Origin of the sequence: Croceicoccus mobilis, assembly GCF_001661965.1 — a bacterium.
In the GTDB taxonomy this organism is placed as follows: domain Bacteria; phylum Pseudomonadota; class Alphaproteobacteria; order Sphingomonadales; family Sphingomonadaceae; genus Croceicoccus; species Croceicoccus mobilis.
This window is the reverse complement of record NZ_LYWZ01000028.1, coordinates 118,684-132,357: the sequence shown is the minus strand read 5'-3', so window position 1 is coordinate 132,357 and position 13,674 is coordinate 118,684. Positions and strand designations below refer to the sequence as shown.

At 63.4% G+C, this 13,674-nt stretch carries 12 protein-coding genes; 6 read left to right on the top strand and 6 right to left on the bottom strand.

Features of this window, described 5'->3' with window-relative positions; all coding sequences use genetic code 11:
- From A9D13_RS18465 to A9D13_RS18445, 5 genes are read left to right on the top strand one after another with little or no spacing between them, the layout of a single operon-like run.
- Window positions 1-750 (top strand): OmpA family protein, encoded by a 750-nt coding sequence (locus A9D13_RS18465; protein ID WP_082922557.1) that lies wholly within the window; start codon window positions 1-3, stop codon window positions 748-750.
- Between the two features lie 11 nt (window positions 751-761).
- Entirely contained in the window at window positions 762-2,177 is a 1,416-nt protein-coding gene (locus A9D13_RS18460; RefSeq protein WP_066777181.1) for a TolC family protein, read from the top strand.
- Window positions 2,178-2,230: 53 nt separating this feature from the next.
- Window positions 2,231-4,369: an ATP-binding cassette domain-containing protein gene (locus tag A9D13_RS18455; RefSeq protein WP_066777584.1), complete on the top strand. Its 2,139-nt coding sequence runs from the start codon at window positions 2,231-2,233 to the stop codon at window positions 4,367-4,369.
- Window positions 4,362-5,213: a cell wall hydrolase gene (locus A9D13_RS18450; RefSeq protein ID WP_066777179.1), complete on the top strand. Its 852-nt coding sequence runs from the start codon at window positions 4,362-4,364 to the stop codon at window positions 5,211-5,213. Before A9D13_RS18455 ends, A9D13_RS18450 begins: the two co-directional genes overlap by 8 nt.
- Complete coding sequence (locus A9D13_RS18445) at window positions 5,210-6,481, top strand: HlyD family type I secretion periplasmic adaptor subunit (protein ID WP_066777176.1); 1,272 nt, start codon at window positions 5,210-5,212, stop codon at window positions 6,479-6,481. Before A9D13_RS18450 ends, A9D13_RS18445 begins: the two co-directional genes overlap by 4 nt.
- A gap of 9 nt (window positions 6,482-6,490) precedes the next feature.
- Here the strand turns inward: A9D13_RS18445 and A9D13_RS18440 are convergent, their stop codons facing one another.
- From A9D13_RS18440 to A9D13_RS18425, 4 genes are all read right to left on the bottom strand, one after another.
- Window positions 6,491-7,429, bottom strand: a complete 939-nt coding sequence (locus A9D13_RS18440) for a transglutaminase-like cysteine peptidase (RefSeq protein ID WP_066777173.1) — start codon at window positions 7,427-7,429, stop codon at window positions 6,491-6,493.
- Window positions 7,430-7,671: 242 nt separating this feature from the next.
- Window positions 7,672-8,004, bottom strand: coding sequence for a 2Fe-2S iron-sulfur cluster-binding protein (locus A9D13_RS18435; RefSeq protein WP_066777170.1), 333 nt, complete (start codon window positions 8,002-8,004; stop codon window positions 7,672-7,674).
- A gap of 5 nt (window positions 8,005-8,009) precedes the next feature.
- Window positions 8,010-9,098 (bottom strand): cysteine desulfurase family protein, encoded by a 1,089-nt coding sequence (locus A9D13_RS18430; protein ID WP_066777583.1) that lies wholly within the window; start codon window positions 9,096-9,098, stop codon window positions 8,010-8,012.
- A complete protein-coding gene (locus tag A9D13_RS18425) occupies window positions 9,095-10,159 on the bottom strand; it encodes a cysteine desulfurase family protein (RefSeq protein WP_066777164.1) in 1,065 nt (354 codons plus the stop codon). The genes A9D13_RS18430 and A9D13_RS18425 overlap by 4 nt, the downstream gene beginning before the upstream one ends.
- A gap of 149 nt (window positions 10,160-10,308) precedes the next feature.
- On the opposite strand from A9D13_RS18425, the gene A9D13_RS18420 reads away from it, so the two are divergent.
- Complete coding sequence (locus tag A9D13_RS18420) at window positions 10,309-10,965, top strand: alpha/beta hydrolase (RefSeq protein WP_066777160.1); 657 nt, start codon at window positions 10,309-10,311, stop codon at window positions 10,963-10,965.
- 264 nt (window positions 10,966-11,229) lie between these two features.
- Here A9D13_RS18420 and A9D13_RS18415 read toward each other — a convergent pair whose 3' ends face one another.
- Both A9D13_RS18415 and A9D13_RS20670 read right to left on the bottom strand, forming a co-directional pair.
- The gene (locus A9D13_RS18415; RefSeq protein WP_156522174.1) at window positions 11,230-13,527 is read right to left on the bottom strand and encodes a glycoside hydrolase family 26 protein; all 2,298 of its coding nucleotides are present in this window, start codon (window positions 13,525-13,527) and stop codon (window positions 11,230-11,232) included.
- Complete coding sequence (locus A9D13_RS20670) at window positions 13,527-13,670, bottom strand: hypothetical protein (protein WP_156522173.1); 144 nt, start codon at window positions 13,668-13,670, stop codon at window positions 13,527-13,529. The genes A9D13_RS18415 and A9D13_RS20670 overlap by 1 nt, the downstream gene beginning before the upstream one ends.
- Window positions 13,671-13,674 lie beyond the last annotated feature (4 nt).

Below are 13,674 nucleotides of genomic sequence, written 5' to 3'. Positions count from 1 at the left end.
ATGACCATTCACTCGATCCGCAGCATGGCTGCCGCTGGCGGAGCCTCCCTGGCTCTCGCCTGCGCGCTGGCATCGCCTGCCGCCGCGCAGGAAGTCACGACGGTGATGCCGGGCGACGGGAACCTGATGCAGCTTTCCGACAGCGAGCTGAAGAGCGAGCTTGAGCGCCGTTACGAGGTTTCGCTGGCCGCAACGGAAGACCCGGCAATCGTGAACGCATTGGATGCCCGCTATCACTGGGCGTCCGAAGCAAAGGTGCAGTGCGCGATCGCACGCGGCTTTATGAAAAACGGCCTGCGCGACGAGGATTCGATCCGAAAGTGCCAGGGCGCCTATGGCCGCCTGACCGGCACGCCGCCGACGACGCCGATGGCGCCGCCGCCACCGCCGCCGCCGCCGGCCCCGCCCGAGGTCTGCAATCAGCCGACGAACCAGGTCTTCTTCGACTTCGATTCCGCGACCGCGCCCGCCAACACGATGAGCACGGCGCAGTTCCTGCTGAAGAACGCGCCGATGTGCGGCTGGAGCGGATACGAGATCGTCGGCCACACCGACCGTTCGGGCAGCGACGCCTATAACGAGGCGCTTTCCATCGCCCGCGCCGATGCCGTGACCGAAGTGATGGTCGCCGCAGGCGCAGACCGTGCCGCGATCATCAGCCGCGGCGTGGGTGAAACCGATCTGGCCGTGCCCACCGTCGATGGCGAACGCAATCCGCAGAACCGCCGCGTCGTGATCACGGTCCGGTAAGGGGAAGAACAATGCAGAAGCTTAAAAAAGCCGCGATCATCGCTTCCGTGCTGACCGCCAGCGTTTCCACCGTCGCGATCTCGACCATCGCGCATGCTCAGGAAGCCGAACCCATGTCGCTTTCCGAAGTCGTCGCGATCGGCGTGGATTCCAATCCGCAGATCAGCCAGGCGCAGATGAACAAGGAAGCCATCCAGTTCGAGCGCAAGCAGGCGCAAGGCCTCTATGGCCCGCGTGTTGAGGTCGAGGCGGGCGTGGGTGCGCGCCGGCTTGAAAATCCGACGCGCCGTTCGCTCGGCATTTCCAACGATTGGCTCAACCCGATCGATGCGCAGATCCGCGGCGACTGGACCGTCTATGACTTCGGCCGCCGCCGGGGCGAACTGCTGCGTCAGTCGGCCCGCGTCGATGGCGCGTCGCTCCGTGTCCTCGAACGCAGCGAATTCATCGCCCTGCAGATCGCGCGCCAGTATCTGGATGTGCTGCTGCAGGAACGCGTGGTCGCGGCCAGCATGGACAACACGGCCTTTCACCGCACGCTGGTGACCAACCTGCAGGAAGGCGTGCGCCAGGGCTCGATCTCCATCGCCGACAGCCAGCAGGCCGAGGAACGCCTGCAGGCCGCGCTGGTGCGCGAGGCCGAGGCGATGCAGACCATGCAGGACGCCAAGGTGCGCCTCCAGAGCCTTGCCGGCATTCCGGTCGACGCGGTGGTGCTGCCGCCCGATCTGGCGATGTTTATTCCGGGCAGCGAGGCGGAGGCCGTGGGCCTTGCCCGCACCAAGAACCCTTTGGTCCGCGAAGCGCAGGCCGATGTCGATGCCGCCAATTCCATGGCCGATAGTGCCAAGGGCGACCTCTACCCCACCATCGGCGTCGAAGCCTATGCCCGCGCCGGTGACGACATCGACGGTTTTCAGGGTGAGACGACCGACCTGCTGGCCCGCGCCTATGTCCGCTGGCAGCTGTTCGACAGCGGCATCAACGCGGCGAAATATCAGGAGATGGTCCGCCGTTCGTCGGAAGCGCGCTTTGCCATGCACGCCCGTCAGCGTGAGGCCGAGGAAGACGTGCGCACCGCATGGAACGCGCTGCAGACGCAGGGCCGCATCGTTTCGGAGCTGGGCAAGCAGAGCACCGTCACCAACGGGCTGATCGACAGCTATCAGAGCCAGTTCAATGTCGGTCGCCGCTCGCTGCTCGACGTGCTCGACGCGCAGAACACGCGTTATAACGTGCAGGTTCGCCTTGAAAGCGCGCGCTTCTCGCAGATTTTCTCGCAATATCAGGTGCTGGCCGCGACCAATCGCTTCCTCGAAGCACTGGCCGTCGCTCCGCATTATGGTGCTGGCGAGGCTGAACGGGAACGTTTCGACTATGGCCCCTCGGTCCCGGCGGAACGCCAGGGCCGCGTTTACCCAAAATAAGCGGGAATGCGGTATAGCCGCTGCGATGACTGACAGGCGATTGCCAAATGGACATGGCTAACAGCCCCGTAACCGCTTCCGGCGTCGATCCGCTGGCCGCTTGCCTAGCGCGAGTGGCGAGGCGGTTCGACACGCCTTTTGCGCCTGCGATGCTGGAAAGCTCGCTCGCCATGGGGGCGGATGGGTTGCTGCCATGGCATCAGGCCGGGCCGGCGCTGGAACTGCTTGGCCTCAACTGGGAAGAGCGGTCGGCGAAGAAGCTGCCCCTCGACGCCACGCTCTATCCGCTGATCCTCCGGCGCGATGGTGAGATTGCCCTGCTCCTCGACCGCAAGGACGACGACGTGCTCGTCTGGCATGCGGGTGAGGCGCTGGACGCTTCGGGCGCGTGGACGCCTGCCAGGGATTTCGCGGGCAAGCAGGCCTTCACCCTGATTTCGGTCGAAGGCGATCCCACCGCCCTGCGCGATGCGGGCCAGCCATGGCACCGCAAGGCGCGGCAGCACTGGTTCTGGTCGGAAATCGTCAAGCGCCGCCGCGAATTCTGGCCGGTGCTGCTAGGCTCGGTGGTGATCAACCTGCTTGCCGTGGCGCTGCCGATCTTCACCATGAATGTCTATGACCGGGTGATCCCCAATCGCGCCGACGCCAGCCTTTGGGTGCTGGCCATCGGGGTGCTGATCGCCTTTGCGCTGGAGTTTTCCCTGCGGCGCGCCCGCACCGACGTGCTCGATGGCATCAGCCGCGATCTCGACATATCGCTGTCGCAAAAGATCTATGCCCGCGTAATGGCGACCCCCATGTCGGCCAAGGCGGGGCACACCGGCAATCTGGTCGCGCGGGTCAGCGAATATGGCGTGCTCAGGGACTTCTTCGCCTCCACCACCGTGGTGCTGGTGGTCGATGTTGCCTTCCTTGCGATCTTCGTGGCCTTCATCGCGATCATTGCCGGGCCACTGGCGCTGGTGCCCATTCTTGCGATCAGCGGCATGGCGCTGCTGGGTCTCTATCTTCAGCGCAAGGTGACCGAAGCCGCGCGCGATGCGCAGGCCGATCATGGGCTTCAGCAAACGCAACTGGTCGAAAGCATCGCGGGCCTCGAAACGCTGAAAAGCATTGCGGGCGAAGGCGAAATGCTGGGCCGCTGGCGCCGCCTGTCCGACATGGCGAGCCGCTCGCAAAAGCGGCTGCGCGCGGTGAATTCCACCGCCATCGGCGCGGCGTCGACGTTTCAGCAATTCTCGACAATCTCGCTGGTCGTGGGCGGCTATTACCTGTTCGATGCGGGCTATATCACCATGGGTGCGATCATCGCGATCGTCATGCTGTCGAGCCGGGCGCTCGCTCCTGCCGGACAGCTCGCCTATCTCCTCACTCGCTGGCGGCAGGCGAAGGAGACGCTCGATTCGATCGAACGCCTGTGGGACCAGCCGGACGAGCGCCGCATGGGTTCGTCCTCGCTGCCGCCCATGGTGCGCAGCGCGAATGTCGAATTGCGCGATGTCAGCTTTACCTATCCGGGCGCGAATATCGCTTCGCTGTTGGGCATCAACCTCACGATCAAGCCCGGTGAGCGCATCGCCATCATCGGACGCGTGGCGGCGGGCAAGTCGACGTTGGGCCGCGTCATTTCGGGCCTGTTCGAACCCAGCGAAGGCGCGATGCTGGTCGATGGCATCGACAGCCGCCAGTACCGCCCGCATGACCTGCGCCGCGACTTCCGCTTCGTCGCGCAGGATTCGAACCTGTTTTCGGGCACGATCAAGGATAATCTCTCCCTCGCCTCCGCACGCGCGAGCGAAGAGGAGCTGGTCGCGGCGCTGCGTAAGGTTGGCGCGGACCGGTACCTGTCGCGCGATGCGGGCGGGTTTGACAGGCCCATCGGCGAAGGCGGGCGGCAATTGTCGGGCGGTCAGCGCAATTTCCTCGCGCTTGCCCGCGCCTTCGTCGCGCCATCGAAACTCTTGTTCATGGATGAGCCGACGGGCGCGATGGACGCGCAAACCGAAAAGCTGTTCATCCAGTGCCTGTCGCAAAACCTGACAGCCGATCAGACGCTTATTGTCTCGACCCATCGTCCGGCATTATTCTCCCTGTGTGAACGGGTTATCGTGATCGACGGCGGACGCATCGCCGCCGACGGGCCCAAGGAAGAGGTGATCCGCAGCGTGGGCATGCGTTCAGATGGTTAAGGCGATCCGTGCCCTTGTTACAGGCTTTGCCCTGTGCGCCGCCGCGCCCGTCATGGCCGCCGGCGACGCCGAGCGTGCGCGTGACACCAATGCCGCGATCGCCACGAACGCACGTGTTGAAACCATGGCGGCCTTTATCGCGCAGGGCCCATCCGGCGCCACCGCGCAGCGCTGTCTGGCGCAGGCGATCTATTACGAAGCCGGGTACGAGCCCGATGCAGGCAAGCGCGCCGTGGCGCAGGTCGTGCTGAACCGCGTGCGCCATCCCGCCTTCCCCAATTCTGTCTGCGGCGTCGTCTATCAGGGCGTCGACCGGCCCGTATGCCAGTTCTCCTTCACCTGCGACGGCTCGCTGTCGCGCCGCCCGTCCGCCGCCGCCTGGGCCGATGCCAATCGCATCGCGCGCGACGCACTGGCAGGCCGGGTTGAGAAAAGCGTGGGCAGCGCCATCAACTATCACGCCGATTACGTGGTCCCCGCATGGGCTTACACAATGGGCAAGGTCACCAAGATTGGCACCCATATCTTCTATCGGTTCAACGGCGGCGCAGGGCGTGCGCGCGCCTTTACCCAGCTTTACGCCGGGCGCGAACAGATGCCTGACATCAAGACCGACGATGGCGTGCTGGTCGCGGGCGGGCCGGATCCGCTGACCGGGCGGTATGAAAATGGCCTCACCGTCGCGCCCAGCGACGCCGACCGGCACGCCCCTGCCGATATCGGCGGCAGGCTGGATACGACCAAGGGCTGGAAGCTCGAACTGCCGGCGCCGACACAGGGCCGCTATGCGCAGATGGTCGCGGGCAAGATCACGCCCGATGACCAGCCGGAGGCTGGCGAATGATCGCTGCTGCACGGGCCGGATGGAGCCGCCTCGATTCCCCGCGCCGATTGATCGTGGTCGCCGCCATCGGCGTATTGGCGCTGCTGATCTGGGCCAGCTTTGCGCCGCTGGATGACATCACGCGCGGACAGGGCAAGGTCATCCCGTCGAGCAAGGTGCAGGTCGTGCAGGCCGCCGATCCCGCGCAGGTCGCTGAAATCCTGATCCAGAACGGCCAGCAGGTGAAGCGCGGCGAGCTTCTCGTGCGCCTCAACGACAGCGAAAGCGCGAGCCAGCTGGGCCAGCTGGAAACCGAAACGCAGCGGCTGTCAGCCCGCGCCGACCGGCTGAACCGCGAAGCCAGCGGCGAAGGCACCGGCTGCGAACCGGGCAGCATTTGCGCCGAGGAACAGCGTCTGCAGCAGGTCCGGCAGGCCGCCGCGCGCAGCCGCGAAAGCGCATTGGCCGCCGCTGTCGAACAACGCCGCCGCGACCTTTCCGAAGGGCAGGCCACGGTCGCATCGCTGGAAAAAAGCACGTCCTTGGCCAAGCAGCAGGTCGACATGCTGACGCCGCTTGCCGCCAAGAACATCGTGCCGCAGACCGACCTGCTGTCGGCGCAGCGCGACCTTGCCGATCTCCAGGGCCGCCTGTCGGGCGCGCGACAGGCCGTGCAGCGTGCCCGTGCCGGGGTTTCGGAAGCGCAGGCGGATCTCTCCAGCGCCCGCCTCGATTTCCAGCAGCAGGCATTGAACGAACGCAGCGAGCTTGCCACCCGGATCGCAGTCAACGAGCAGTCGATCAAGGGGGCCGAGGCGCGTGTGCAAAGGAACGAATTGCGCGCGCCCGTCGATGGCATCGTCAACGATCTGCAGGTCACCACCGTCGGCGGATTTGTGTCGCCGGGCGAAAAGATCATGCAGATCGTGCCCACCGGCGAACGCCTGCTGGTAGAGGCCAAGGTTCGCCCATCGGACATCGCCTTCATCAAGGTAGGCGACCGCGCCAATGTGAAGGTCACAGCCTATGATTTTTCGATCTACGGCGGGCTGAACGGCACCGTCCGGCAGATCAGCGCCGACAGCGTCTATGACGAGAATGAGCGGGAAAGCTATTACCTCGTCCAGGTTGAAACGACGCGCAGCTTCATGGAGCGCGGCGGACAGAAGCTGGCGATCATGCCGGGCATGATCTGCGAGGTGGAGATCATCACTGGCCGCAAGAGCGTGCTGGGCTATCTGCTCACGCCCTTCACCCGCGGCCTGTCGACCGCGCTGACGGAACAGTAACCGCCTGCCTTAAAAGCCGTGAAGGTAGCGCTTGTCGCCGCTGAAGGAATAGACCGGGCGGTAATCATTCGACGCACTGCCATCCAGCAGATCGTCCGATCCATTGTCGAGCATCAGCACCGCGCCATCCAGCTTCACGATCAGCACTGCGTGATCGATCCGGCGGATATTGTCGCGGGCCAGCGTCAGATACATGTCGTCGCGTGACACGCCCATCGCGGCCAGGATCTGCATCTTGGCGATGGCGTAATCTTCGCAATCGCCCTTGCCCCGGCGCAGCGTTTCGGCAGCGTCAGCCCAGTAATCCTTGCGCCCGTAATTGCGCATGTCGTCGGTAAAGCTGATCCGGGCATTCACCCAGCGATTGACCGCCGCCACCTTGTCGCGCGCGGTCGCGCCCTGCCCCACGCTGAGCGAAGCGGCGCGCACATTGGCGCGGCCTGCCCCATGGCTGCTGACGCGGGACCATGCGCTGTCGAAAGCGGTGCGGCTGATCGGCATAATCTTGCTGGCGAGAAAATCGGTGCCGCGCCCGGCATTGAGCGCCGGTTTCGCGGGAAACGCGAAACCGGCGGCTGGCGCAATGTTCGCGCAGCCGATGCCCGCTGCAGCCGGGGTCATCTTCACCCCCGCCGACTGCGCCTCGACGTCAGCCGATGCGACGGGCCCGGCCGCCTTTGCAAAGCCGGCCTGACGCATGCGAATGCGCTCCAGCGCGGACATGGGCTTTGCCGGCTGCGGCGCGGCGATGCGCGTCACCGCCAATGGGGCGGCAGCACATTGCGACGTCATCAGCGACGAAACGGCAAGATGCCCCGCGGCAAACTGGGTGGCGGCGCTGACCGCCCCGACATTCCAGGGCGCGGCATGTACGGCGGGCGCGACCAGCACGGCCATGCCTGCCGCCAGCTGCGCTGTAATCCGTGCGAAATGCTTCTTTCCGGCCATGATTGGAACATGGCCCACAGCCCTTCAACAAAGGCTTTGCACTAATGGCTTCCAATGCTGGTTAACGAGAAGTTTCGCGCAAACCCGCACCTGCCATCTCGAGCCTCGCGCTCATGATGCAAATGACTGTTTTATAAAGGTTTTAAACAGATCTGATGTTGCATGCCACGCCGAGGATGCGGTTAATCCTTACCAGCCCAAGCGCAGAAAAACGTTTTACGATTAGGGGTTAATCCCGGTCTTCAACGCTTCATCATGTCATGCGCGGTATCGGGCACGCGCACCATGATGCCATCCATATCCTCATCCACGATGATCTGGCAGGAAAGGCGGCTCGTCGGCCCCGCCCCTGCGGCAAGGTCCAGCATGTCCTCCTCGTCCTCGCTCGCTTCGGGCAATTTCGCGAACCAGTCGGGCACGACGATGACATGGCAGGTGGAGCAGGCCATCTGACCCTCACACGTCCCTTCCAGCGGCATGCCAGCTGCCTGTCCGATGGTCAGCAGGCTGTCGCCGACCTTTCCGGTGGCTTCGATTTTCTCGCCCTTGGGGGTGACGAACGTGACGCGGACCATCTTACTCAAGCACCTTGCGCTAACGCCGCCGCATTGATTGCGGCCGCGGCTTCCTCCAGGTCCTCTCCGGTTGTGTATCGGCCAAACCCTAGCCGTATCGTTGTTTTTGCCAGCTTGGCATCCAAACCGATGGCCCGCAAGACCCGGCTTGGTTCCACCGACGATGATGCGCAGGCAGACCCCGCCGAAAAGGCGACATTGCGGCAATCGCTCATCAAACGCGCCACATCCAGACCATCGCGCCGGATGCTCAGATTGCCATGCCAGCGCGCCTCTTCGCTGCCATTCAGCGTCCAGTCTGAAAAGAACTGGCGGCCCTTGGCCCAAAGCGTTTCAATATGCTCGCGGTCGGCGATCATCCGCTCTTTCGCCAGCTTTGCCGCGGCGCCGAACCCGGCGATCAGCGCGGGTGACAGCGTACCGGATCGCAGCCCGTCCTCCTGTCCCCCGCCGGTAATCAGCGGAGCGAGCTCTACCCCCTCGCGCAGCCAGAGCGCGCCAATGCCTTTCGGTCCGTGCAGCTTGTGCGCGCTAATGGCGATGGCATCGGCCATGGGGATGTCCAGCTTGCCCGCCGCCTGCACCGCATCGCAGACGAAGAACGCGCCCGCCTCTCTGGCCCGCCGGGCGATTTCGGTGATGGGCTGGATCGTGCCGATCTCATTATTCACCTGCATGACCGATACGACGCCGGTGTCTTCCGGCCATTCGGCATTCGCGTCGATCAGCCCGTTTTCGCCAACCGGGATGATATGCCGCCCGCCTGCCAGCCGCGCCGCGGTTTCATGCACCGCGCTATGTTCGATCGCACTGATGGCGCAGGCTTTGCCCGCCCGCGCCGGTTCGTTGCCCAGCAGCGCCATGTTCAGCGCCTCTGTCGCGGTGCCGGTGAAAATGACGCGCCCACCGGGAGGAAACAGCGCCGCCACCCGTTCACGGGCCAGATCGACGGCAGCGGCGGCCTGCCGGCCATAGCGATGCGGGCTGTGCGGATTGCCAAAACCCATGCCGTCCGGCCCGTCCAGCCAACGCAGCATGGCATCGCGCGCTTCGGGTGCGAGCGGCGTTGTCGCCTGATAGTCGAGATAGATCACGAACCCGCCACCTGCGCCGCCAATTCGCGCCATACGCCGAGGAAGGCGTCGATCTCGGCAATGGTCGTTTCGCGCCCGATCGACACGCGGATGACCTCCGCCGCAGCCTTTTCATCCATGCCCAGTGCCATCAGCACGCGGCTGGGTTTCAGCGATCCCGACGAACAGGCACTGCCCGCCGATACCGCGATCCCTGCGCCGTCCAGCCGGATCAGCTGCACCGCGCTCGCCAGCCCCGGCAGGCGATAGGACCCGATGGCGGCAATGCGCGGCGATGCAGCGGCGATCACCTCTCCGCCCGCATCGATCACCGCATCCTCCAGCATCGCGCGCAGGCGCAATGCGTCTTCCATCCAATCATGTCCCGCTTCCAGCGCGGCGGCCATCGCCATCGCGCCCGCCACGTTCTCGGTCCCGCCGCGATAGCCGCGTTCCTGCCCGCCCGTGGGGGCCAGCAGACCCAGATCACGCAGCAGCAGAGCGCCAATGCCGGGTGGGCCGCCGAACTTGTGCGCGCTGATCGCGGCCATGTCGCATGGCGGCAGGTAAATCTTGCCCGCGGCCTGTGCGCAATCGGCCAGCAGCATCCCGCCGTCTTCGCGCACGCGGTCATGGATCAGGTGGAGCGGCTGGATCACCCCGGTCTCGTTATTCACTTGCTGGATCGCGACCAGAGTGTCGCTGACATCACCCAGAGCATCGGGATCGACCAGGCCATGCGCATTTACGGGAATGATCCGCGCACCCGGCACATGGCGCATCACTGCCTCGTGCTCCACGCTCGACACGGCATGGCGGGAGAGGTGGCTGCGCGTCAGCGCCAGCTCCAGCGCCTCACTCGCGCCGCTGGTGAAGATGACCTCCCCTTCCCAGCCCAGCGCCGCCTTCACCCGCGCCCGCGCATCCTCCAGCGCGGCGCGGGCGGCGCGGCCCGCGCGATGCGGGCTCGACGGATTGGCATCGAGGGCGAGGCCCGCCAGCATCGCTTCGCGCGCGGCGGGCAATATGGGCGCGGTGGCCGCATGATCGAGGTAAATCGAGGGGGGTGAATCGTCAGGCACAGGCAGGTGAACTGTTCTTTCGCTTTATTGCGGTTATTTCATCGAGATTGCGCTTGCGCGCTTGCTATCTATATAGGCTGCAACAGCCAATCATACCCCCGCGGCCGATCTGGCCGCGCCGGGGCAAAATACAGGTACCGTCTCAACCGATGCCCTCCGTCATCTTTCCCGGACCCGAAGGCCGCCTCGAAGGCCGTTATCACCCTGCGCCCCGTCCGCGCGCACCGCTGGCGCTGATCCTTCATCCACATCCCCAGTCGGGCGGTACGATGAATGACCGGATCAGCCAGGCGCTGTACAAGGATTTCGCCGCGCGCGGATTTGCCGTGCTGCGATTTAACTTCCGCGGCGTGGGCCGCAGCCAGGGCAGTTTCGATAATGGCGTAGGCGAATTGTCCGATGCCGCAGCCGCGCTCGACTGGGTGCAGACCATCCATCCCGAAGCGCAGGTTACATGGGTCGCGGGCGTATCCTTTGGCGCGCTGATCGGCATGCAGCTGTTGATGCGCCGCCCGGAAATTCGCGGTTTCATCTCGATCGCACCGCCGGCGAACATGTATGATTTCTCGTTCCTGGCCCCGTGCCCTGCCAGCGGCATCATCATTCAGGGCGCGGCCGATACGGTCGTTACGCCGGGTGCGGTGCAAAAGCTGGTCGACAAGCTGCGCACGCAAAAGCACATCACCATCCATCACGAGGAAATTCCCCGCGCCAACCATTTCTTCGAACATGAGTTCGACGAGCTGATGCGCAGCGTGGACAATTACCTCAACTTCCGCCTCAATCCGGATTGCCCGATCCGCTAAGGCGATCAGCGCCAAGGCGTTTGGAAGCACATCGAAAGCCCGCGAACAGGTGCGCCCTGTTTGCGGGCTTTTGCCTGCCTGCCGTTTGCTCGCCTGCCGGTCAGGGCGGCGGCCATTGCGTTTCCATGGGGAAGGCGCTGGAGCGGGTGAGGGGAATCGAACCCCCGTCGTCAGCTTGGGAATACTAATCCATCACTGAATTTAAACGACTATTTTTTTCATTTCTTCATATCCGGCGTTAACCTGCCAAAATGTTGGAAGGGGTCAAGCGGTCCAAGCCTGCGCCCCTGCACTGTCCGCAGAACGCTTCGCCAGAATGAGTGTGACATAAGCTTCATCGGTGTCATAGTTCGCCCAAGACTGGCTCCCCGCGCGATCGCCGATCCAGATTTGATCGAGCATGGCGTCGGCCATATATGCAAGGTCGCCGGTATTGTTGTAGCCGAGTGCGTTGTCCGAGTAGAAACGGACACCAGCAGCATCCCCCACCACAGCAAACTTGTCGGATGCGTGCTCAACGATGCCGTCAAAGTTGGTGTCTGCACCGATGGTCGAACCGTTCTTGCGGACACCAGAGCGAATGTTGTAGGACCAAGCCTCCCTCGTGATCGAGAAGTAGGTAGTCGTGTCGGATGACTTGGCTAGGGAAGCGATGTTGTTGTAGCTGCTTCCATCCGATGTCGGGATCACGCCTTGAGCGTACAGAGACCACTCCGCAGAGGGAGACATCGTAACCTTCAGCTCCTCCGCGTTGGAAGCCAGATAACCGGAGGCGCTAATCTTCGAAGTAGGATCGCTGGCGAAGCTCACCTCATTATATCCGAGGAAGGTCGCCAAACTGTCCGTCATCGACGAACCCACCTTGTAGAACGAATTTACCGGGTCGAATGCAAAGTCGTAGGCTGGATAAAGATCGGTGACCTCTGGTGCTGGCGCGGGCACCTCTGTGCCGCCGCCCGTCCAGGTCGTTGCATCACTATCTTGGTTCGCAGCTTTGCGCGCTAGGACAAGTGTAATTGCGTTCGGCCAGTTCGCCGCCGCAGTACCCCTGTCGCCTATGTTGATCATATCCAGAGCGGAAGCCGCAGCAAGTACGTTGGCACCCGTGTTGGTGTGCTGAAGACTGCCGTGGTTGAAGAACCGGGCGCTCACCGTGTCGAGGATCGCGGCAGCGCGGATGCTGCTGCCAGCGGCCAGCCAGCCTATGTTCGTGTCGGTTCCAAGAGTGCCGTTATTCAATCGTGCATTCGCGCGCAGCTCGTTCGCATATCCATCGCGTGCGATTATCAGCGCATCGGTGTCGTCATCGGAGTGTGTGAGACAGGCAAAAACCTCATACACGCCGGCTGTGTATGCATTCGGGATGCCTTCAACATACATCGTCCAGTTCGTGGATGGGTCCAGCGCAACTTTCAACTGTGCGTCTGCTGTCGGAGTGAACCCGTTTTCGTCGAAGTAGGTCGCCAGCGCAGGATCATAGTAATAGACCGATGGATGCGCGAGGAACTTGGTCAGACTATCCGTGACAAAGCTATCGACCTTGTAGAACCCGTTGATCGGGTCGAAGGCGAAATCATAATCGGGATAAAGGTCGGTGATCTCGTCAGACGCAGGAAACGATAGGATGCCGAATTCGGAGCGATAGGTGTCACCCGTATCAACATACTGCCCCAGCGACATGATGCCGTCGTAATCGGCCCCACTGCTCCAATAGCAGTGATATTCAAAGTTCCCGTGGGCGGCCATATAAGCCTTTGCCGCAGAGACATAGGGGCCAAAACCAGAGGACTTCACACCCCATTCCGCAAAGCCAAGCGGCTTGCCGTGGGTCGCTGCGAAGGCCGACGCCCAATTGATGCCGCATGTCTTGGTCAGCATCTCGTTCCATGCTGTCGCGGGGTCGGTGCTGTCGCCGTATTCCGGCTTGTGGTAAAAGTCGATGGAGATCACATCAACATAGGCGTCGCCGGGATAGCAGGCTTCGATAGTCGCCTGCGACATGCTTTCCACGCCGATATTCGGGCACCAGTCGAACCGAAAGCGCGTCGACACCGCACGGAAAATATCCACCATTCGCTGCCAAGTCGTGACATATGCCGCCTCTGAGCCAGAGGCCGCCCACGGCTGCCAATTCCCGTTGAACTCCCAGCCCGTGCGAACGTTTATGTCGCCGGTCGGGTGGCGAGTGGCGAGCGTGTTAGCAATCGATGTCCACGCACTATCGAACTTGGTATCCGACGCGCTCGATAGGAACGTCTCGCCCTGCCAGAACATTGGGATCGACCAGCGGATCGCGCGCGTCTCGGTTCCGAACTGGGTAGCGGTGTTGGCAAGCCATCCGACAGAGGATTGATAGTCACTGCTATTGGCGCGCCCAGAGTGCACTTGCACACTGTCCGCATCACGCCCCAACCACCGGTCGAAACTATCAAGCCCGATCTGGGTGTTCCCAGTATGGACACCATTCTCGAACGAAAACGGGCTCGGCGTCGGGCTAGGCGTTCCGCCGCCGCCCCGCCTGCGCCAGAAAACAGGCCCGACACCGACACCGATTGCAGGCATTATTCGCCCCCCTCGACCGGCTTCACCGGGCAGCCGAAATCCCGCTTGTAGGTGTCCTCGAAATAATGGCACAGCCGTCCGCCCGCGTCAGACACGCGCCCGGCCCATGCGACATAGCCCGCATAGAAATGCGCAAAGGCCACCGGG

What these genes read in the sequence shown, in the direction of transcription:
- A9D13_RS18420 (WP_066777160.1), top strand. Translation starts at nt 10,309, where the DNA reads ATGCCCTCCGTCATCTTTCCCGGACCCGAAGGCCGCCTCGAAGGCCGT.
- A9D13_RS18465 (WP_082922557.1), top strand. Translation starts at nt 1, where the DNA reads ATGACCATTCACTCGATCCGCAGCATGGCTGCCGCTGGCGGAGCCTCC.
- A9D13_RS18460 (WP_066777181.1), top strand. Translation starts at nt 762, where the DNA reads ATGCAGAAGCTTAAAAAAGCCGCGATCATCGCTTCCGTGCTGACCGCC.
- A9D13_RS18445 (WP_066777176.1), top strand. Translation starts at nt 5,210, where the DNA reads ATGATCGCTGCTGCACGGGCCGGATGGAGCCGCCTCGATTCCCCGCGC.
- A9D13_RS18450 (WP_066777179.1), top strand. Translation starts at nt 4,362, where the DNA reads ATGGTTAAGGCGATCCGTGCCCTTGTTACAGGCTTTGCCCTGTGCGCC.
- A9D13_RS18455 (WP_066777584.1), top strand. Translation starts at nt 2,231, where the DNA reads ATGGCTAACAGCCCCGTAACCGCTTCCGGCGTCGATCCGCTGGCCGCT.
- A9D13_RS18440 (WP_066777173.1), bottom strand. Translation starts at nt 7,429, where the DNA reads ATGGCCGGAAAGAAGCATTTCGCACGGATTACAGCGCAGCTGGCGGCA.
- A9D13_RS18435 (WP_066777170.1), bottom strand. Translation starts at nt 8,004, where the DNA reads ATGGTCCGCGTCACGTTCGTCACCCCCAAGGGCGAGAAAATCGAAGCC.
- A9D13_RS18415 (WP_156522174.1), bottom strand. Translation starts at nt 13,527, where the DNA reads ATGCCTGCAATCGGTGTCGGTGTCGGGCCTGTTTTCTGGCGCAGGCGG.